Annotated in this window: 18 protein-coding genes; 10 read left to right on the top strand and 8 right to left on the bottom strand. The window is 61.7% G+C overall.

Annotated features, from left to right (window positions below):
• The first annotated feature begins 174 nt into the window (after positions 1-174).
• Entirely contained in the window at positions 175-423 is a 249-nt protein-coding gene (locus AC5E6N_RS09480) for a hypothetical protein (protein ID WP_491747595.1), read from the top strand.
• Positions 424-462: 39 nt separating this feature from the next.
• Positions 463-783: a transposase gene (locus AC5E6N_RS09475; RefSeq protein WP_491747594.1), complete on the top strand. Its 321-nt coding sequence runs from the start codon at positions 463-465 to the stop codon at positions 781-783.
• A 40-nt stretch (positions 784-823) separates the two neighbouring features.
• Here AC5E6N_RS09475 and AC5E6N_RS09470 read toward each other — a convergent pair whose 3' ends face one another.
• The 6 genes from AC5E6N_RS09470 to AC5E6N_RS09445 are packed head-to-tail and all read right to left on the bottom strand — an operon-like array spanning position 824 to position 7,508.
• On the bottom strand, positions 824-1,576 hold the full coding sequence (locus AC5E6N_RS09470) for a FadR/GntR family transcriptional regulator (protein ID WP_491747593.1): 753 nt from the start codon (positions 1,574-1,576) through the stop codon (positions 824-826).
• 38 nt (positions 1,577-1,614) lie between these two features.
• On the bottom strand, positions 1,615-3,252 hold the full coding sequence (locus AC5E6N_RS09465; RefSeq protein ID WP_491747592.1) for an acetate--CoA ligase: 1,638 nt from the start codon (positions 3,250-3,252) through the stop codon (positions 1,615-1,617).
• Complete coding sequence (locus AC5E6N_RS09460; RefSeq protein ID WP_491747591.1) at positions 3,249-4,448, bottom strand: CaiB/BaiF CoA transferase family protein; 1,200 nt, start codon at positions 4,446-4,448, stop codon at positions 3,249-3,251. The genes AC5E6N_RS09465 and AC5E6N_RS09460 overlap by 4 nt, the downstream gene beginning before the upstream one ends.
• Positions 4,445-5,200 (bottom strand): SDR family NAD(P)-dependent oxidoreductase, encoded by a 756-nt coding sequence (locus tag AC5E6N_RS09455; RefSeq protein WP_491747590.1) that lies wholly within the window; start codon positions 5,198-5,200, stop codon positions 4,445-4,447. The genes AC5E6N_RS09460 and AC5E6N_RS09455 overlap by 4 nt, the downstream gene beginning before the upstream one ends.
• Before the next feature lie 17 nt (positions 5,201-5,217).
• Positions 5,218-6,390 carry an acyl-CoA dehydrogenase family protein gene (locus AC5E6N_RS09450; RefSeq protein ID WP_491747589.1) on the bottom strand — a complete coding sequence of 391 codons (1,173 nt, stop codon included), beginning with the start codon at positions 6,388-6,390 and terminating at the stop codon, positions 5,218-5,220.
• 44 nt (positions 6,391-6,434) lie between these two features.
• On the bottom strand, positions 6,435-7,508 hold the full coding sequence (locus AC5E6N_RS09445) for a phosphotransferase family protein (RefSeq protein WP_491747588.1): 1,074 nt from the start codon (positions 7,506-7,508) through the stop codon (positions 6,435-6,437).
• A gap of 237 nt (positions 7,509-7,745) precedes the next feature.
• Here AC5E6N_RS09445 and AC5E6N_RS09440 point away from each other — a divergent pair, with 237 nt between their 5' ends.
• Together AC5E6N_RS09440 and metC are read left to right on the top strand one after the other, a co-directional pair.
• Positions 7,746-8,588 carry a sulfurtransferase gene (locus tag AC5E6N_RS09440; RefSeq protein WP_491747587.1) on the top strand — a complete coding sequence of 281 codons (843 nt, stop codon included), beginning with the start codon at positions 7,746-7,748 and terminating at the stop codon, positions 8,586-8,588.
• Positions 8,585-9,769, top strand: a complete 1,185-nt coding sequence (gene metC / locus AC5E6N_RS09435) for a cystathionine beta-lyase (RefSeq protein WP_491747586.1) — start codon at positions 8,585-8,587, stop codon at positions 9,767-9,769. Before AC5E6N_RS09440 ends, metC begins: the two co-directional genes overlap by 4 nt.
• 44 nt (positions 9,770-9,813) lie before the next feature.
• Here the strand turns inward: metC and AC5E6N_RS09430 are convergent, their stop codons facing one another.
• Both AC5E6N_RS09430 and AC5E6N_RS09425 read right to left on the bottom strand, forming a co-directional pair.
• Complete coding sequence (locus AC5E6N_RS09430; protein ID WP_491747585.1) at positions 9,814-11,145, bottom strand: NAD(P)/FAD-dependent oxidoreductase; 1,332 nt, start codon at positions 11,143-11,145, stop codon at positions 9,814-9,816.
• Between the two features lie 32 nt (positions 11,146-11,177).
• Positions 11,178-12,125: a LysR substrate-binding domain-containing protein gene (locus tag AC5E6N_RS09425; RefSeq protein ID WP_491688014.1), complete on the bottom strand. Its 948-nt coding sequence runs from the start codon at positions 12,123-12,125 to the stop codon at positions 11,178-11,180.
• 194 nt (positions 12,126-12,319) lie between these two features.
• Between AC5E6N_RS09425 and AC5E6N_RS09420 the strand changes: the two genes are divergently transcribed.
• Genes AC5E6N_RS09420 through AC5E6N_RS09395 form a run of 6 tightly spaced genes read left to right on the top strand, consistent with a single transcriptional unit; the run spans position 12,320 to position 19,386 of the window.
• Entirely contained in the window at positions 12,320-14,635 is a 2,316-nt protein-coding gene (locus AC5E6N_RS09420; RefSeq protein ID WP_491747584.1) for a molybdopterin-dependent oxidoreductase, read from the top strand.
• Complete coding sequence (locus tag AC5E6N_RS09415; RefSeq protein WP_491747583.1) at positions 14,632-15,444, top strand: VOC family protein; 813 nt, start codon at positions 14,632-14,634, stop codon at positions 15,442-15,444. Before AC5E6N_RS09420 ends, AC5E6N_RS09415 begins: the two co-directional genes overlap by 4 nt.
• The gene (locus AC5E6N_RS09410) at positions 15,441-16,136 is read left to right on the top strand and encodes an isochorismatase family protein (protein WP_491747582.1); all 696 of its coding nucleotides are present in this window, start codon (positions 15,441-15,443) and stop codon (positions 16,134-16,136) included. Before AC5E6N_RS09415 ends, AC5E6N_RS09410 begins: the two co-directional genes overlap by 4 nt.
• Positions 16,126-17,061: a polysaccharide deacetylase family protein gene (locus AC5E6N_RS09405; RefSeq protein ID WP_491747581.1), complete on the top strand. Its 936-nt coding sequence runs from the start codon at positions 16,126-16,128 to the stop codon at positions 17,059-17,061. Before AC5E6N_RS09410 ends, AC5E6N_RS09405 begins: the two co-directional genes overlap by 11 nt.
• Entirely contained in the window at positions 17,058-18,005 is a 948-nt protein-coding gene (locus AC5E6N_RS09400; RefSeq protein WP_491747580.1) for a polysaccharide deacetylase family protein, read from the top strand. The genes AC5E6N_RS09405 and AC5E6N_RS09400 overlap by 4 nt, the downstream gene beginning before the upstream one ends.
• A 25-nt stretch (positions 18,006-18,030) precedes the next feature.
• Positions 18,031-19,386, top strand: a complete 1,356-nt coding sequence (locus AC5E6N_RS09395) for an amidase (RefSeq protein WP_491747579.1) — start codon at positions 18,031-18,033, stop codon at positions 19,384-19,386.
• Positions 19,387-19,496 lie beyond the last annotated feature (110 nt).

Here is a 19,496-nt window from a genome sequence, read left to right as displayed (position 1 = left end):
AAAGGAGCACAAATGGCGGTTGTGTCGCACCCGCATCAATACTCCGGCAGCCGCGCGAAGTGATGGAATGGCCAGTTTCTCTGACAGATCGATGTCCGTGAGATACGCGGTGTCGTCGTCCATCTGGAGGACGTCGACATTCTGGAGAAACTGGCCGTCGAGAAACTGGGGCGCGTGGCCAAGAAACACGGCAAGGGCTGGAAGTGGTCCGAGGCAGTGTTGGATTTCGACTACAGCGACGGTCTCAAATTCGGCCGTGTTTATCCCGAGCCGCAGGACCTCGATCCGCAGATCGCCAGCGAGCGCGAGACGTTGCAGAAGCGGCTCGATGAACTCGAAATCCTTGATGATCGCGATGTTCGCAAGTTAGGTAAATGTGACGGGCGCATGTTAAAGCGTGTCCCCGATTTGAATGATTGTTAAGCCTGTTTTTGTAGTTTGTCATGGAAGGAGATGGCATGAATGTGGTGTGAGCGGCCCTGGCGCCCGATGCTGCTAGTGTGTTGGGAGAGGCGGATAGGTTTCAGGTTGCATGCGCTGTTTAGGGCTTTTGACCCTGTGAAGGAGAATGCCATGTCAGACCTGCATCGCCACGATTTGAGTGAGGAGCATTGGCTCCGTTGGAAGCCGCATCTGCCCGGTTCGAAAGGCAACCGGGGTCGCCGGGGGCGTGATAACCGGTTGTTTTTGAATGCGGTTCTTTGGAAGCTGCGAACCGGAACACCTGCCACCGGAATTCGGCCACTGGAAGAGTGTTTCCAACCGGTTCTTGCGTTGGCATGATCTGGGCGTGTGGGAAAGACTGCTTGCGATCGTTTGCGATTCACAAGATCTCGGACATGGGACCGGTGATCGGCGCGTCAAAGTCGAGGTTGGCCAAATCGCAGCCGCGCTGGAAGTCGCCGATATGGCGTTCCATCCAACCGCGTGCCTCGCTGCGGTCGCGGGCGGAAATCGCATCGAAGATCTTGCGGTGCGCCAGAATCAGGCGTTCGCCCGCGTTGAGCCGCGCCATCACCTGGGTGAATGCCGGATAGAACAACTCGCCGACGGTTTCGCGACTCAATTGCAGCGCATCATTTCCGGTTGCCGCGGCAACGAGGTTGTGAAATTCCACATCGAGCGCAACGAGATCGTCACCGGCGGCGTGGGCCGTTTCCGTGCGGTGAAGATTGTCCTCGATCCGCTCAAGGTCTTCGGGTGTGCTCTTTGTCGCGGCAATGGCCGCGCACATCGGCTCTATCGCGGTCAGAACTTCCCAAAGCTGCTCGAACGTCGTTTCCTGCAGCAAAAAGGCTGTCTTTATGCGTGCGCTGATATCCTCGGCGCGCGGCATGGTTATCCGCAGTTTGTTGCGGCCCTCGGCGCGGCGGATGATGCCGATCTGCTCCAGCAGGCGAATGGCTTCACGGATGGTCGAGCGGCTGACGCTGAACCGATCGGCCAGGCTGGTTTCGCTTGGCAGTGTGCTGCCGACAGGCAGAGCGCCCGAGAGGACCTGCTGTTCGAGTTCCCGGGCAATTGAACGAAAAGCGGGAAGCGACCTTGTGGCCACTTCGCCTTCGCTGTTGAGCATGTTTTCCACAATCGATCTCAGCAATAAATGTTGTCAGGTCAGGCCGGATGTTCGGCAAGGCGTTCGCGCAGCGCGCTGCGGCGAATCTTTCCAGTCAGTGTCTTTGGAAGTGAATCAATAAACTCAATCTCCCGCGGATATTTATACGGCGCGGTTTGTGACTTGCAATGGTCCTGCAACGCCTGGGCAAGTGCCGGATCGGCCCTAAAGCCCTCCTTAACGCGAACGAATGCCTTGACAATCTCGCCGCGCGCTCGATCCGGTTTGCCGACGACCGCGCATTCGGCGACCGCCTCGTGCTCAAGCAGCACATTCTCGATTTCCGTTGGACCGATCCGATAGCCGGCCGAATTGATGATGTCGTCGAGACGTCCCCGGTACCAGATATAGCCGTCACCGTCGCGGACACCACGATCGCCGGTGACGTACCAGCGGCCGTCAGGGCCGTCCCGGAAACAACCGGCGGTGCGGTCCGGCTCACCCCAATAGCCGAGCATCAGTTGCGGGTTGGGTGTCATCAGCGCTATGTCGCCCTCTTCACCGTCTGCCACGGGAACGCCCTGTGGATCGACTATTGCGACATCGCTCCCGGGCGCCGGCCGGCCCATCGAGCCGGGCTGCAGGGGTTCGCCGGGGTAATTCAACACGATCATCAACGCCTCCGTTTGTCCGTAAGCCTCGAGAAGGGGAGTCCCGGTTGCTTCGCGCCAGCGCTCGACGATTGCCGGACCGACGGGCTCACCCGCCGAAACGGTCTGCCGGAGAGCGCTCAGGTCGAACCGGGTCGTATTCTCCTCGGCTATCTGCGCCAGTTCGGTTGCCGGCGCGCAATAAACGCTGACACGATGGCGTTCAAGAAGCCGGAGGCGCTCGCGCGGTTCGAAGGGACCGTCATAGAAAAAAGCGCAGGCGCCACGCGCCCACGGGCCGAACAATATGCTCGTGCCCGCCTTGCTCCATCCCGTGTCGGCGGTGCACCAGATTGTATCGGTCGGGTCGAGACTCAGCCAGAAGGCGGCCGATACCCACCAGGAATAGAGAGCCCGCGATGCATGGAGAACCCCTTTGGGATGGCCGGTCGAGCCCGAGGTGTAGTACATGATCGCAGGGTCCTCGGCAGCGACCTTCTGCGCCGCGAACCGCGCCGGCGCGTCGGCGAGCATTTCTTCGAACTCGATCCAGCCCGGCGCCGCACCAACGCTGATCCGGACGGACAGACTGCCCGTCAGCGCCGCGAACTTATCCGTCTGTCCGGCGCGGCAGATTACCACGTTCGCGCCCGAATTGGCGACGCGATACGCAAGATCCCTGGCCGTCAGCATTTCGATGCAGGGAACGGGAATGGCGCCGATCTTCAGCGCCGCAACCATGGCGATCTGCCATTCGGGAATTCTCGGCAGCATGACGATGATGAAGTCGCCCTTGCCGACTCCCTGCCGGCGCAGGGCCGCGCCGAGCTTGTCGGTGATGCGGGCGATGTCGGAAAACATGTACTCCCGTATCTCGCCGACAGCGTTTTCCGCGATCAGCGCAGGCCCGTCCCGCTCGCCGGCGAAGCGGTCGACCACGTCCACGCCGAAGTTGAAGTGATCGGGCACGGCCCAGTCGAAGACGGCGTGGAATTGTTCATATCCCCCTTGCGCCAGATCCGATGCCGTCGGTGGTTTTATCGTCATATCGCGCCTTCCTTGTGCAACGCTCCGATCTCCTGGAGCGAATAGCCGGCGCGCGCGAGGATCAGGTCGTTGTGCTCACCCAATTGCGGTGGCGGTTCCCGCATCTCGCATGGCGTTCGGCTGAACTTGATCGGAAAACCCAATTGCGGCACGCGGCCCTCGACCGGATGCTCGACCGTCTGCAGCATGCGCCGGTGGGCGATCTGCGGATGGCGGAAAGCCTCCTCCATCGAGTTTACGGGCGACAGCGGAATGTCGGCCTTGTCGGCCAGCGCAACCCACGTATCACGGTCGCGGTTCAGCATCCGGTCGGAGATTGCCGCGCGCTGGATTTCGGCGGCCTCGCCCTGCGGATAATGCGTATGCAAGGTTTCCGGCAGATCGATGAGTGCGCAAAACCGCTTCCAAAAATGCGGCTCGATCGCCCCGAGCGCGACAAATCGATCGTCGGCGCAGGCGTAGACGCCGTAGCAGGGCGCCTGGCCGATAAAAGGCCGTTCACCACCTCTCGGCTCGACTTGGCCGAACAGGTAATCGGCGCCATGCAGCGCCAGCCAGGCCACGGCACCGTCCGTCATGGATATGTCAATAAACTGACCCTTGCCCGTCCGGTCTCGCCAGAATAACGCGGCAAGAATGCCGGTCGCCGCCATCAGCGACCCGCCGCCGACATCGGCGATTGACAGACCGGGAACACGGGGGCCTTCTTTCGCATCGCCGAAAAGCTGCAGCACGCCGGCGATCGCCAGATAATTCAGGTCATGACCCACAGCGTTACGCAGCGGCCCATCCTGTCCAAAACCGGAAATCGCGCAATAGACCAGCCCGGCATTGTCCTTGCTCAATTCATCATAGGACAGCCCCAGACGATCCATGACGCCGGGTCGATATCCTTCCAGCACGATATCGGCTTTGGCCGCCAGCCGTTTGAACACCATTTTGCCGGACGTCGATTTCAGATTGATCGTGACGCTTTTCTTGTTGCGGTTCAGCAAAAGAAATGATCCCGATTCCTGCTTGGCGCGTGGCTCCCATGCGCGATTGTAGTCGCCGCCGTCGGGGTTCTCGATCTTGATCACCTCGGCGCCCATGTCGGCCAGGAGCTGCGAGCAAAAGGCGCCCGGCAGCAACCGGGTCAAGTCAAGTACGACGACGCCGTCCAGGGCGCCGCGACTTTTGTCGGTTATACGGGTCATGCCGCTGTCCACCCCCCATCGACACCTATGGTTTGACCGGTGACGTATCGCGAAGCATCGCTGGCGAGATAGATCACCGCTCCGGTGATCTCCTCCGTTTGCGCGAAACGTCGCATCGGCGTGCGTTTCAGCAGTCGCTCGCTGAGCGTCGAGTGCTCGATCATGCCACTGGTAAGGTCGGTCTCGACAAATCCCGGTGCGACCGCGTTCACGCGCACACCCTTTGAGGCCCAGTCAACCGCCATTGAGCGCGTCAGGAGCTCGACCCCGCCCTTCGAGGCACAATAGGCCGCCGTCCTGGCAAGGCCGACGCTGCCGGCGATGGATGACATGTTGACGATGCTGCCGCGACCGACTTCCAGCATCTGCCGGCCGAATTCGCGGCAGGCGACAAAGACGCCGGACAGGTTGACCGCAATGATCTCGTTCCACTCGGCCATCGATGTCATCTCGGGTGCTTTGTAAATCGGGTTGATCCCGGCATTGTTGACGAGCACATGGGCCGGACCGAACCGTTCGGCGACTTGCCTGGCGAGATGGATGATATCGCTCTCGATTGACATGTCGGCGCCGATCGCGGCGGCTCTGCCGCCCTGTTCGACGATTTCGCGGCTGGTGGCGCTAAGCGTATCGATCGAGCGCCCCGCGACCACCACTCTTGCGCCACGCGCTGCCAGATCATGGGCGATCCGTTTTCCGATTCCGCGTCCGCCGCCGGTCACCACGCAGACGCGGTCGCAGAGATCGAACATGTCGGTCGCCCCGGACATCACAGACGACCCGCAGCGATGCGCCGGGCCAGCGACCAGCGATGGACCTCGGAGGGGCCATCATATATACGAAAGGCCCGGACATCGCGGAAGAAGCGTTCGACGACCGTGTCGCGGGTCAGGCCAAGTCCGCCGAGAATCTGCACACAACGGTCGGCGACGCGGTAAAGCGCCTCCGAACACAGGACCTTGGCGCGCGAACTCTCCGCATTGCAGCGATGACCCTGATCGAGCAGCCAGGCGGTATGCCAGATGGCGAGCCGCGCGCTGTAGATGTCCATGTCGTTGTCGGCGAGCATGAAGCCGACGCCTTCGTGGTCGCTTAGGGCTTTGCCGAAGGCCGTCCGTTTAACGGCATAATCGCGGGCGATATCCTGTGCGCGGACCGCCGCGCCCAGCCAGCGCATGCAGTGGGTCAGTCGCGCTGGAGCAAGCCGGACCTGGGCGTAGCGAAAGCCTTCGCCGACCGCGCCCAGCACATCGGTTTCGGGAACGAACAGATCATCGAAGCGAACGACCCAGTGCCCGCCGCTAAAGGTTGAATCCATCGAATCCAGCCGGCGCTCCAGGACGATTTCCGACTGGTCCATGTCGGCAAGGAACATGGTCGCTTCGCCGGTTTCCTCACCGGCGTTCATCTTTGCCATGATGATGACGAAATGTGCGCCCTGTGCCCCGGTAATGAGCCATTTCCGTCCATGGATGCGAAATCCGCCGTCAACCGGCTCGGCGGTCGTTTCAAGAAGCGAGGGGTCGGAGCCCGCACCGAACGGTTCCGTCATCGCAAAGCATGACCGCACCTCGCCGGTGGCAAGCCGGGCAAGCCAGCGCCGGCGCTGGCTGGCGTCGGCGACCTGGTCAAGCAAATGCATGTTGCCTTCGTCAGGGGCGGCGCAATGCAGCGCGATCGGGCCAAGCATGGAATAGCCGGCGGCCTCGAAGGCGACGGCCCGCTCGAAATGGCTGAGGCCGCGACCGCCGAATTCCTGCGGTGCATGCGGCGCGGCCAGACCCCGGCGACGCGCCATCTGGACGAGCGTCAGCCGCAGTTCCTCGGTCGGTCCGTGATCAGTCCAGCCGGCGGCCTGTTCCAGCGGAATGACCTCCTGCCGGATGAATGTACCGATTTGCTCTGACAGCGTCTTCAACTCGTCAGGTATGCTGAAATCCATCGCTGTACGTTCCGCCGGAGCGGCCTTTCCAAAAATCGCCCCCCTCAAAGCGGGGCTTCGAGCAAATCCAGTGTGTGTTCGATCAGGTCGGCGCCCAATTGTGCAAACCCGGCATAGGATGTGTCGCCAATGGCTCCGTTGACCCAGTTGCGATACAACTGCATGAACACGATACCGAGCTTGAGCATGGCCAGGATGCGCCAGCTTTGAAACTGGTCGACGTCGCGCCCGGTCAGCCGCGCATAGGTCTCCAGGACATCTGCCCGACGCATGAAACCGGGGTGGGCCGTCGGCATCTGCCCAAGACGATGCATGCAGTCGGGGTCGTCCGGCTCTGTCCAGTAGCTGATCAGTGTCGCCAGATCCATCAGCGGATCGCCGCGTGTACCCATGTCCCAATCCAGCAGCGTACCGACCCGGCCGTCGGTCTCCAGCATGCAGTTGTCGAGCTTGAAATCCGAGTGGAGCAGCGTCGGCACGGTGGAGCGCGGCTCATTGTCTCCAAGCCATGCGATGATCCTCTCGACATGGTCGAGCACTGGCTGATCACAGGCGACCTTGCCCGCCCGCTCGCGCCAGCCTGCGACATTTCGCAGGAAGAAACCCTCCGGGCGACCGAATGCGCCCAATCCGATCTCGCGCGCGTCCACGGCATGGAGCGCAGCAAGCGCACGGACCAGGTGCTCGCAAAGCGCATGGCGCGTCTCCATGCCGCTAAAGCAGGCCGGAAGCTTGTCGCCGCGAACCACGAGACCGGTCCGATACTCCAGCAACTGGAAAGGAACGCCGATGACCGAGATGTCTTCGCATAAATGGTAGCTGTCGGGCGCGAGCGGAAAGGCGCGGGATAGCCGGCTGAGTATCTTGTGTTCGCGCGCCATGTCATGCGCGCCGGGGGGCAGGTCCCCCATGGGCGGACGGCGCAGCACCATTTTGCGGCCGTCAACGGTGACCAGATCGTTCAGATTGGACAGGCCGCCCGACAGCCTGACCGCGCCCGAAGCGCGATCGAGTTCAAGGCCCTGGTGCTCCAGATAAGTGGCGATAGCCGCGAGATCGAGCCGGAGGCCCCTGTCGTCACCTGGCGTGTGTCGTGTCGCTGTGTCGTTACGCGGCATTCAAAAACTCATTTTTGTCAGACAAAGTTTCTTGCTGAAGTGCAACGCAGAGTCAATGGGGCTGTGACGTTTTCGCACAATTCGCGAATAAATGGCGGAATGCCGGCCTTGATGTCCTTTATTTGCCGCGATAGAATTTCAAGCGAGATGCTTGTGCGGAAAAACTGTCAGATAAAAATGAGTGTGATGATTTGGATGGTTGATATGTCCGCGCATATATGGGGGTCATAAGACGACATGGATTCTTTCCTGGTCGAGCCGCAGTGGCTCGAAGAACAGATCAACGACGCCGGAACGGTTGTTATCGATTGTTCCTGGTACATTCCCGAGGCGGGAAAGAGCGGGTATGAGGAATTCGTGGCCGCTCATATCCCTGGAGCACGCTTCTTCGATCTCGATGAGGCCTGCGATCCGACGTCGGCCTATGTCAACATGCTGCCGTCGCCGGAGCGTTTCGCCGGAGTGGTTTCGGCATTGGGGATCGACAATCGCCAGATGGTCGTCGTCTACGATTCCAGCTACGTGTCGGCGCGGGTCTGGTGGATGTTCCGCCTGTTTGGGCATGATCGGGTGCGTATTTTGAACGGCGGCTGGAAACGCTGGCTTGCAGACGGCCGTCCGGTCGAACACGGCGCTCCGGAGCCGGCGGCGCAAACGCAGTTCAAGGCAACGGCACCGGCCGGCGGCATCGCGACATGGCGTGATGTTGCCGTGGCCCTCGAAACCGGCGAAGCGGTTGTTGTCGATGCGCGCACGCGGGAGCGATTTACCGGAGCGCTGCCATCGGGTTATCCGGGCGTGGCCGGCGGGCACATGCCCGGCGCGATCAACATACCCTGGAGCACGATGCTGCCACAGAGTGGAGATTTCACGTTCGTCGAGCCGGCGGTTGCCGAAGCTGTTTTCCGCGATGCCGGTGTCGACATCGGCAAGACCATTGTCTCGACCTGCGGGTCGGGTGTGACGGCGGCCGTTCTCGTTCTGCAGCTTGCCCGTCTTGGAAAGACGGATTGGACACTCTATGACGGTTCCTGGCATGAATGGGGGCAACGCGACGACTTGCCGAAGCAGTCGCTTTGAGCCGCGCACCTGGACCATCGAAAGCGGCAGGCAGCCTGCTGGTTTCAGCGGGTCGCGTTCACAGCCGGAGCGCGATTGCCGTCAATCCGCCCGTTCATCGCGCCTCCACATTCCTGTTCAACACGCTTGACGCGTTCGAGGCAGCGGGCCGAACGCCATTTGACGGACCCTTCTACGGTCGCGTCGGAACGCCGACGATTTTCGCCTTCGAGGCGGCGATGGCCGAACTGGAAGGCGGCCATCGTACGATCGCGACCGCGTCCGGCCTGGCCGCGATATCGGCGACGTTTCTGGCCTTTGCGGCGCAGGGCGACCATGTGCTGGTGGTTGACACGGTCTATGAACCGGTGCGGCGGTTCTGCGATCGGTTGCTGGCGCCATTGGGTGTGTCGATCACCTATTACGACCCTGAGATAGGCAGCGATATCGAACGCCTGATCGAACCACGGACCAGGCTGATCTACATGGAAACACCCGGATCAGGAACGTTCGAGATCCAGGATGTGCCGGCGATCGTCGCGGTGGCACGGGCCAGGGGCATCAAGACGGCGCTCGACAACAGTTGGGCCACGCCGTTGTTCTTCAAACCGATCGCGCATGGCGTGGATGTCTCGGTCCAATCGGCGACCAAATACATTGTCGGCCATTCCGACGCCATGTTGGGCGCCGTCACGACGACGACCGAAAGCTATGAGGCGGTGCGCCGGGCCACGCAGGACCTTGGCGCCTGCGCGGGCTCCGAGGAAGGCAATCTGGGCCTGCGCGGTCTGCGCACGCTGGAAGTGCGGCTTCGACACCACGAAGCGTCGGCGCTTGAATTGGCGCAATGGCTTCATATGCAGCCGCAAGTCGCCAGGGTTCTGCATCCGGCTTTGCCGTCTTTTCGCGGCCATGAGCTGTGGAGGCGCGACTTCGAAGGATCGTCCGGCTTGTTTGCAGTCGAACTCGCGGGATGTGACCGGGGCGCCGTGCGCGCGATGGTCGACGGGCTCGAATTGTTCAAGATCGGGTTTAGTTGGGGTGGTTATGAAAGCCTCGTCCTGCCCGTCGATCCGGCAAAGTCGCGCACCGTCGCCAGACATGCCGGCGCCGGTCCGATACTGCGCCTGCATGTCGGGCTGGAGACAGTCGAAGACCTCAAGGCGGATCTCGGTCGCGGGCTTGCGCGGCTGCACGCGTAATTTCGTGAAACGACGGCAGGCCGCACGGGCCTTCCGAACGGCGGTCAGAAGCCTATCGGCCAGTGATTGATCTTTGAGCCGTCAATGAACCGGCTGTGGCGGAAGGGCGTGGGATCGACGACCGGGTCTTCACCCGTGATCAATTCAGTTATCAACTGGCCGGCCGCCGGGGCGATGCCGAAACCGTGGCCGGAATAGCCGGTGGAGATGTAAAAGCCCGGGATCGCGTCAACTTCCGAGATGATGGGGATGGCGTCGGGCGTCACGTCGATCCAGGCGCTCATGCGTTCGTTGACGACGAGATCTTTGAACGCCGGAAACAGTGCTTTGATGTTGATGATTGCCTGATCGAGAATGGCGTGTGCCGGTTCGGGGCGCAGGACGCGGATCTTTTCGAATGGGCTGGGGCCATCCAGCCGCCATCGCGCTCTGGTGAATGTTTCCTGCAGGGAACGTTTGCCGATCCGGAATTTCATGGCGCGCCACTCGTTCTTCAGGGCCGGAACATAGTCACGCAGGTAGCGAAGGCTGTCGGGAACGATATCGACCGGATGCGCCGAACGCATTGATATATTGTAGCCCTCATCCAGGCGTTTGCGGAATCCGAAGCCCTTGCCTGAGCCACAACCGGCCGGCCCGCCGGCGATCGGTCTGGTCCGCATCACCTGCGAGAGCAGTTTGAGCTGGGGAAGCTTGACGCCCTGGTTCCTGCTGAAAAGGGTCGACCACACGCCGCCGGCCAGAACCACGCTATTGCAGCGGATGCGGCCCTTTTCGGTGGCCACCTCACTTACCCGGCCCCCTTCAGTCTCGAAGCCGCGAACGGCGCACCCCTCGACAATGCTTGCACCCAGTCGCGCGGCGGCACGGGCGATCGCCCGGCTGGCGATGTGCGGTTCTGCAAAGCCGTCGCTTGCCGTGTGCAGGCCGCCCGCCCAACTTCGGGTTGCGCCCGGTGCGAAACTGCCGATCTCGTTCGCCGATACGAACCGGGTATCGAGATCGAAGCGCTCCACCGCCTTCATCCAGCCATCGTATTTCGCCAGGTCCTTTTCTTCGTCGCAGAAATAGGTGATGCCGCAAACGCGAAAGCCAACATCGACGCCAATGGTCGATGCATATTCGGACCAGATCTGCTGCGCGCGGATCATCAGCGGAATTTCACGGGGGTCGCGGCCCATCTTGCGTACCCAGCCCCAATTGCGGCTCGATTGTTCCTCGCCGATGCTTCCCTTCTCGCATAACACGACCGGGATGTTCCTTTGAGCCAGGGACAGTGCAGCGCAGACACCGACGATGCCGCCGCCGACGACAACGACCTGGGTCTCCGCGGGGACCACATCGAAGCCGTGATCGGGGGCGGTCTGAATGTTCATTGCTCGCTTCTCGCTGATGGATGCCTTGGCCGTCACGACGACTGCAGCGCGGGGTCAATCGCCGAAATTTTCGCGTGCAGGTCGTCCGGCGTGGGAGGGTGGGCGAAATGGTCGACGACAAAATCGTGGAAGGCGCGCGCGGCGCTGGAGAGGCTCTCACCGTCGGCAACCAGCCCGAGAGATACCGGCACCGCCGGCATGAAAGGCCTGTACTCCAGCAGCGGGTTGCGGCGCAGATGCGGTGAAAACGGGCTAACGATCGACACACCCAGGCCGGCGGCGACCAGATTGCACACCGCTTCGTGCGTTGTGGCCTCGATCATCATCACCCGGCTGACATTTCGCTGTTCGAACAAAGTATCGATCTCAAAGCGAAACGGTGTGCCGCGCGGAAAGCTGATGAAGGAGTGTCCGGCAAGATGTTCCGCACGAATGATGTCGTGACTTTCGAGTTCATGCCCTGCGGGAAACACGCATAGAACCGGGCGGCTGAGCAACTCCCGGACCGATATCGAGGCGTTGGAGATCGGCATTGTTGCAAAGCCGATGTCGCTGCGTCGCGAGGCGACCCATTCCGCCACGCGATCTTGCGGCAGGCTGTCGAGCCTGACCGCGACGCCCGGGTGCCGGAGACGGAAGCGGCCAATGATGTCCGGTAACAATCCGTTGGCGTAAAGGCCCATGGCCGCGATCGAAACCGTTCCGGTCGTCAGGTTCTTTATCGCCTGAACCTGTTCACCGAGTTCCTCAAGCCCGACGAACAACTTGTCGACTTGCTCGCACAGGCGTCTGGCGTCGTCCGTGGGCTCGATACTGTTACGCAAGCGGCGAAACAGCTTGAAGCCGACGGTCTGCTGAAAGTCCGTCATCAGCCGGCTGACCGCAGGTTGGGAAATGCCAAGCAATTCAGCGGCCTTGGTCATGCTGCCAAGTGTGATGACAGCCCGGAACGCTTCAACTTGCCTGATATTAAGCTGCATATCGATTGACCCGTTCGAGAATTGTCATGCCCCGCCGCGTGGTGTCGGGGACAAGATGCACGCGAAGATATAACATTTATATTTTTTATACGCAATTGACGATACAGATATTATATCATAAAATTAACCAAACGAGCCGGAGCCTGGAAATTGCGCGACATTGGTAACCTTTTATCGGCGCGGGTTGAGCCGCGATGACCATGCAACGCTCGGCTTCGCATTGGGGTGCGTTCCGCGCCGAAGTCGTGGACGGGCAAATCAAAGCTGTCTTGCCGTTCGAGCATGATCCGCGGCCAAGCCCGTTGAATTCGGTCTGGCCGGAAATGGTCAACTCACCATTGCGGGTGGCCGCGCCTGCCGTGCGCAGCGGCTGGCTTGAGGGCGATGGCGGTTGTGGCCGCGGAAAGGACGACTTCTTCGAAGTTACATGGGACCACGCCCTGGACCTTGCCGCCGGCGAAATCGGACGTGTCCGGGAAACGTTCGGCAACGAGGCCCTCTTCGCCGGGTCCTATGGCTGGTCGAGCGCCGGACGTTTGCACCATGCGCGTACCTTGGTACGCCGCTTCTTCAATTCCATCGGCGGGTTCACCGATCAGGCCACGAACTACAGCTACGGCGCGGCGATGACCTTTCTCCCGCGCGTCGTCGGTGCGCGAAATGCAGTCGGCTCCCATCTGACTTCGGCCCGCTCGATCCGTGACCACTGCGATGCGATGCTTGCCTTCGGCGGCCTTCCGGCCAAGAACTGGGAAGTCCAATCGGGTGGATCGGGCGAACACCGTTACGACCTGTTCATGGCGGCGCTGTCCGGCGGTACGCAGCTTGTCAATATTTCGCCCCTCAAGGCGGATGTCAGCGACGATCATGCATGCCGCTGGATTCCCATACGGCCCAATACCGATACCGCGCTGATGCTGGCGATGATGCGCGTGCTTGACCGGGAAGGGGTGGCGGACCGGGCTTTTTTGGAACGCTACTGCACGGGCGCCGGCATATTGTGCGACTACCTTTCGGGAAAGACCGACGGGGTGGAGAAGACACCGCAATGGGCCAGCGGCATAACCGCTGTTCCGGCCGGGACGATCGAGGATCTGGCGCTGGGCCTGATCGGCAAGCGTGTTCTGGTTACCGCCAACTGGAGCCTTCAGCGCGCGCGTCATGGCGAGCAACCGTACTGGGCGGCGATCGCGCTCGCCGCTATGCTCGGCCAAATCGGCTTGCCCGGCGGCGGCTTTGCCTTTGGTTATGGCTCCTCGAACGGCATGGGCAATCCGCGCTTTGACACGCCGCTTTACAGTTTGCCCGTCGGCGACAATCCGACCGGCTCTGTCATCCCGGTCGCCCGGGTCGCCGACATGCTCCTCACGCCGGGCGGCACGTTTCGGTATGACGGGCGTGTCATGACCTATCCCGACATACGTCTTGTCTATTGGGCCGGCGGCAATCCGTTTCATCATCATCAGGATCTGAACCGGCTGCGTGAAGCATTCCGCAGGCCGGAAACCGTCATCGTCAACGAGTGCTACTGGACGGCGACGGCCCGGCACGCCGATATCGTCTTTCCCGCGACAACAGCACTTGAACGCGACGATATCGGCGGGGCGTCGCGCGATCCGTTTATTCTGGCCATGCACAAGCTGGTGGAGCCGGTGGGCCAGGCGCGCAACGACTATCAGATATTTGCCGCGCTTGCCGAGCGTCTCGGCGCGCATCAGACCTTCACCGAAGGGCGGAGCGAGAAGCAATGGCTGGAGAAGGCGTGGCAGGAGATCTCGGCCCGACTGGCGGCCCGCGGGATCGCCGCGCCGCCGCTGGAGCAATTCCGGGAACGCGGCTACGTCCGTGTCCCCGACCCTGACGACGACTATGTCATGTTCGCCGATTTCCGGGCGGATCCGGAACGACATCGGCTCAACACGCCCTCCGGCAAGATCGAACTGTTCAGTCGACAGGTCGTCGAATTCACCGACGGCGCGCAGCCGGGGCATCCGGTCTGGCTGGACCCGGAGGAATGGCTGGGCGCGAAGGCCGCCGATAGCCATCCGATCCATTTATTGACCCCTCAGCCTGCACGCCGACTGCACGGGCAGATGGACTGGAGCGCGCACAGCCGTGCCGGCAAGCGCCATGGACGCGAAATCGTCAAAATGCATCGTGATGACGCGCTGGCGCGGGGTATCGGGGATGGCGATGTCGTCCGCCTGTTCAACGGCCGCGGCGCCTGTCTGGCGGTCGCCGAACTTGAAACGGAGATGATGCGTGGCGTCGCGCTGCTGGCGACCGGCGCGACCTACGACCCCGACGGTAAGGCTGACCGCAACAGCAACCCAAACGTGCTCACCCGTGACATCGGCACGTCCGAGCTTGGTCAAGGATGTGCGGCACAATCCTGCCTGGTGGAGATTGAACGATTCGATGGCAGCCTTCCTGAGCTGCGCATTGAACGCCCTCCGACCGTACGGCCGCCTGAAGACTTATCGGATGAATTTGCGGGTGCGCGCGCATGAGATTTGATCACTTGGTTCTGTTGGTCCGGGATCTGGACAAGGTCGCTGCCGATTTCGAGACGCTCGGTTTTGTCGTGCTGGAACGCGCCGACACCAGTCATGGTTCGACCAGGTTCCGCTTCGTGTCCTTCAACGATGGCGCCTATATTCTGCTGACCGCCTTTTCAAGCGATGAGGCCAGGGCGGCACACCGGCTGGGACCGGTTCTTGCCGCGGGCGAGGGCTGGGCGGACTACTCCTTTCTGGTCGACGATGCGTGCGCGACCGGCCGGAGGCTCAAGGCCGCCGGCATCCCGGTCGCCGGTCCGGTCGAGGTGGCCAACACGGTCGCCGGAGGCCACAAATGGGCGCTCGATCTGTTGATGGCCGGCCGCGGCACCGAGGGCGACGTCGCGCTTCCTTTCCTGGTCTCCAATCGCCAGGGCGTCCGACATCGCGTTCCGGGACCGTCAACACACGCCAATGGGGTCAATGGCGTCGCCGGTGTCAAGGTGGCGAGCGCCGAGCCCGCCAGGGTCTTGGACGGGTTGGTTGCCATGGGCGGCAAGCGAACGGCCGCGGGGCCGACGGACCGGCATGATATCCGCGTCGGCGTGTCGAACGGCTGGGTCGACATCGTCGCCGGCGATGCATTGTCTTCGAGACCGGAAGGCGGCCTTTTCGAGGTTCACCTTTCGTGCGATCGGCCCGACCTTCCACCGGAAGGTGAATTGCTCGACATCGATCTGACACACGGTGCGGCGATGCGGCTGATGCCGTCGGATACGCGCGAAGCCATTGCCGAAAAGCGCGGGAGTCCGGAGTCATGAAGCGCGTCGATCTGACGGCCAGGGCCATCTACGAGGGATGGAAGGCGAATCCGGCGCTGCCGGCGTTCGGTTTCGGATCGCGTGTTTGTCTGCTGAATGTCGATCTGCAGCGGCGGTATACCGATACGGAGACCTTCGCCACCGCCTACGAAGGCGATGGCAACCAGTTTGAACGCGTCAACGCGATTGCCCGGGCCGTGCGCGATCTGGACATGCCCGTGGTCTGGACCTATGTGGCTTATCTGCCGAATGGCAGGGATTGCGGTCGCTGGGGGACCCGAAGCAATGCGCCGATGGCGCTTCAAAATGTCGGCCACCAATCCCCGCAGGCCGAGATCGACGCCCGCCTCGAGGTCGATCGCGATCGCGATCTCATACTGCACAAACGCATGGCGTCGGCCTTTTTCGAGACGCATCTGCCGTCGTTTCTCGTTTTCAACCGCGTCGATACGGTCATCGTGACCGGGGGCGCTACGTCCGGATGCGTTCGAGCCAGCATCGTTGACGCGATGTCATACGGGTATCGCGTGATCGTGCCGGAAGAATGCGTGGCTGATCGCGAAGAAAGCCCTCACTACGCGGCGCTTTACGACATCGCAGTCAAATATGGCGATGTGCTGCCCGCCGCCGTGGTTCTCGACAGTCTCACCTCCATGCGGGGCAACAAACCGGTGGAAGCCAATGCTCAGTGAACCGTTCAGCTACGACTATGCTCCCTATCACCACCGCCCCAGGATCGTGTGGCCGAACGGCGCCCGCATCGCGTTCTGGGTCGCGCCGAACATCGAGTTCTATGAATACGCGCCGCCTGAGAGCCCGGCCCGCTCGGTCTGGTATCGCCCCGAGCCCGATATCATCAACTATTCCATGCGCGACTATGGCAACCGGGTCGGCTTTCACCGCATGGCCGACGTGATGGCGCGGCACGGGGTGCGCGGCAGTGTTTCATTGAATGTTGCGGTCTGCGACCACTTTCCGGAGATTATCGAACGATGCTGTGAACTGGACTGGGAACTGTTCAGCCACGGCATCTACAACACACGATATCTCTACAATATGAGCGAGGATCAGCAGCGGGAAGTCATTCGCGACAGCCGTGAGACGATCAAGCGCTACAGCGGCCAGGACCTCGATGGCTGGCTTTCGCCGGCAATCTCGAACGGCGAGACCACGCAAGATGTTCTGGCCGAAGAGGGCATCAAATACACGCTCGATCTTTTTCACGACGATCAGCCCATGCCGGTCAAGGTGCGGTCCGGCAAGCGGTTGGTCAGCGTGCCCTACATGATGGAAGTCAACGATGTGCCGGTCCTGTCTTTCAAGCACATCTCGCCATCGGCTTACCTCGACATCGCTAAGGCGCATTTCGACCAGCTCTACGAGGAGGGGGCGCAGAGCGGCACCGTCATGTGCGTTCCGCTGCATCCCTATCTGATCGGCCAGCCGCACCGTATTGCCGTGCTCGACGAGATCCTCGGCTACATCACCGGCCATGACGGCGTGTGGCTTGCGACCGGACGCGAAATCGCCGCCTGGTTCGAGCAGAACCACTACGATGCGTTTGTCGAGTGGATGAAACCGTTCAATCGCGCATCCACCGAAGGGCCGCCCTCATGAGCATTCCCGCCGACTATCTCGTCTATCCCAAACGGCGTCCGGGCCCCGATCATGACCGCTACGGACATCGCTATCTGGCGACGGCACCGGCCGTTGCGTGGCCGGGCGGCAAACGTTTGCTGATCTGGATCACCATCCATTGCGAGCATTTTCCAATGGACATGCCCAAGGAGCCATTCGTTCCGCTCGGCGGCATGGACCGTTTCTATCCGAGCGTTTGGGACTACTCAACGCGCGACTACGGCAACCGAGTGGGAATCTTCAGGTTGATGCGCGTGCTTGACCGACATGGTCTGCGCGCGACCGTCGCAATGAACAGCAAAGTGGCGGAACGCTATCCGTATCTGCTTGAGGAGATACTCAAGCGGGACTGGGAGATCGCCGCCAACGGTGTCGACATGGGCCGGCTGCATCACGGCCTGCTGTCCAGGGAAGAAGAGCGTGCCCAGGTCGACGAGGCTTTCACCACGCTGCGGCAATTGAGCGGCCGGCCGGTCATCGGGTGGCATTCGCCGGCGCATTCCCAGTCCTCTTTCACACCCGAACTGGTTGCCGGCGCCGGCGCCCGTTACATCGCCGACTGGGTCAACGATGACATGCCCTATCGGTTCGACACCGGGAAGGGCGCGTTGATGCAACTGCCGTTGTCCTACGACCTTTCGGACCGCAAGATCCTCTTTCTGCACAACCAAAGCATCGACGACTACGCCTCGCAGATTGCCGCGGCCTTCGATTGTCTGGACGCCGAGGCGCGTGAGATGGGTGGACGGATTCTGTCATTGTCCTTGTCACCCTGGGTGATCGGCCAGCCCAGTCGCATCGCTGCGCTCGACCGGCTGCTGGAATTGTTTCCTTCTCGAGATGGCGTCGCCGGTGCAACGGGCGCGGCGATCTGTGCGGCCTGGGAGAGCCACGACGAGCAGCTTGGCATGGAGGGTGAATGATGGGCGTTCAGCAGGCGACGGCAAGGTGAGCGTGCCGGCGAGCCACGCGCTCGGCGCTAACCCGATCGGGTCGCGGCCGGAGCGATTGACCGCGTGCGAGGCGGTGCGGGCGATCAAGGACGGACGCTTGACGGCTGAAGCGCTGGCAAAGGCTTGTCTCGACCACATCGAGCGGCGCGATCCCGAGATAAGGGCCTGGACTTACATTGACCGGGATCTTGTCATTGACCAGGCGCGCGCGCGTGATGCGCAGGCCGAACGCGGTCCGTTGCACGGCGTGCCGATCGGCATCAAGGACGTGATTTTCACGCAGGATATGCCCACAAGCTTTAACTCGCCGCATTTCGAGGGTTTCTCTCCAAAGTTCGACGCGGCGAGCGTCTCTATCCTGCGCGCCGCCGGCGCCGTCATCGCCGGCAAGAACGATACTGTCGAGTTCGCCGTCAACGGCCGCCGCGCCAGGACCCGAAATCCGCATGACACAAGTCGCACCCCGGGCGGGTCTTCGAGTGGTTCTGCTGCCGCGGTTGCCGACTGTCATGTCCCGCTTGCTCTCGGCACGCAGACCGGTGGTTCGGTCATCCGCCCGGCATCCTATTGCGGCGTCTATGCCATGAAGCCGACATGGAACGCCGTCCCCCATGAAGGCTTCAAGGTCTGCTCGGCGAGCATGGACACGTTGGGCTGGTATGCCCGCAGCGTCGATGACCTCGAATTGCTCTGCGATGTTTTCCAGCTGCACGATGACGAATGCCCGTCTCTCGACACCCTTGACGGGGCGTCGATCGCTGTCTGCCGCTCGCCGGTCTGGGACCAGGCGCTTCCGGAGACCCGGGATGCACTGGCGCAATGTGCTGAGCTTTTGCGCTCGGCGGGGGCAAGGATTTTCGATCTGGATCTCGCCGAGCCATTCGATCGGCTGACCGGGGCCCATAAGACAATCATGCAAAGCGAGATGCGCAGTGCTTTTCTCGCCGAGCATGTGCGTTTTGGCGACGGTCTTTATCCGGAACTGCGCCAGATCTTGCACAACGAGACCGGGTTTACACGCGCAGATTTGTTGCAGGCATGGGATCTCGCCGCTCGATGCCGGACGCGCTTTGACGAATTGGCGTCGCGTTTTGCCGCCGTTCTTACGCCAAGCACGGCCGGCGTCGCTCCACAGGGATTGGACGATACCGGCGCCGCGACGTTCAATCGGATCTGGACCCTGCTTCATATGCCTTGCATCAATCTGCCCGGCTTTGTCGGCCCGGGCAAATTGCCGGTCGGCCTGACGCTGACCGGGCCGCGCTTTTCCGATCGCCGCCTTGTCGCCGTCGCCAGGCTGATGGTTGAGCTGATGCCGCGACAAAGGGCGGCGAAGGGCCGTCATGATTAAGACCATCGCGCATGCTGTGGTGTTTTCGATCGCAATAAGTGCATTTTTGACAGACAGAAATATCATGGAGGATAAAGTCTAACGCGCTGAGCTGGTAGAAAATCTATCGG

Source organism: Hoeflea sp. (assembly GCF_984452065.1).
This window is presented reverse-complemented; position numbering and strand designations above follow the sequence as displayed.

What these genes read in the sequence shown, in the direction of transcription:
- AC5E6N_RS09415 (WP_491747583.1), top strand. Translation starts at nt 14,632, where the DNA reads ATGAGATTTGATCACTTGGTTCTGTTGGTCCGGGATCTGGACAAGGTC.
- AC5E6N_RS09430 (WP_491747585.1), bottom strand. Translation starts at nt 11,145, where the DNA reads ATGAACATTCAGACCGCCCCCGATCACGGCTTCGATGTGGTCCCCGCG.
- AC5E6N_RS09440 (WP_491747587.1), top strand. Translation starts at nt 7,746, where the DNA reads ATGGATTCTTTCCTGGTCGAGCCGCAGTGGCTCGAAGAACAGATCAAC.
- AC5E6N_RS09450 (WP_491747589.1), bottom strand. Translation starts at nt 6,390, where the DNA reads ATGGATTTCAGCATACCTGACGAGTTGAAGACGCTGTCAGAGCAAATC.
- AC5E6N_RS09405 (WP_491747581.1), top strand. Translation starts at nt 16,126, where the DNA reads ATGCTCAGTGAACCGTTCAGCTACGACTATGCTCCCTATCACCACCGC.
- AC5E6N_RS09410 (WP_491747582.1), top strand. Translation starts at nt 15,441, where the DNA reads ATGAAGCGCGTCGATCTGACGGCCAGGGCCATCTACGAGGGATGGAAG.
- AC5E6N_RS09470 (WP_491747593.1), bottom strand. Translation starts at nt 1,576, where the DNA reads ATGCTCAACAGCGAAGGCGAAGTGGCCACAAGGTCGCTTCCCGCTTTT.
- AC5E6N_RS09425 (WP_491688014.1), bottom strand. Translation starts at nt 12,125, where the DNA reads ATGCAGCTTAATATCAGGCAAGTTGAAGCGTTCCGGGCTGTCATCACA.
- AC5E6N_RS09455 (WP_491747590.1), bottom strand. Translation starts at nt 5,200, where the DNA reads ATGTTCGATCTCTGCGACCGCGTCTGCGTGGTGACCGGCGGCGGACGC.
- AC5E6N_RS09475 (WP_491747594.1), top strand. Translation starts at nt 463, where the DNA reads ATGTGGTGTGAGCGGCCCTGGCGCCCGATGCTGCTAGTGTGTTGGGAG.
- AC5E6N_RS09460 (WP_491747591.1), bottom strand. Translation starts at nt 4,448, where the DNA reads ATGACCCGTATAACCGACAAAAGTCGCGGCGCCCTGGACGGCGTCGTC.
- AC5E6N_RS09465 (WP_491747592.1), bottom strand. Translation starts at nt 3,252, where the DNA reads ATGACGATAAAACCACCGACGGCATCGGATCTGGCGCAAGGGGGATAT.
- AC5E6N_RS09400 (WP_491747580.1), top strand. Translation starts at nt 17,058, where the DNA reads ATGAGCATTCCCGCCGACTATCTCGTCTATCCCAAACGGCGTCCGGGC.
- AC5E6N_RS09420 (WP_491747584.1), top strand. Translation starts at nt 12,320, where the DNA reads ATGACCATGCAACGCTCGGCTTCGCATTGGGGTGCGTTCCGCGCCGAA.
- AC5E6N_RS09445 (WP_491747588.1), bottom strand. Translation starts at nt 7,508, where the DNA reads ATGCCGCGTAACGACACAGCGACACGACACACGCCAGGTGACGACAGG.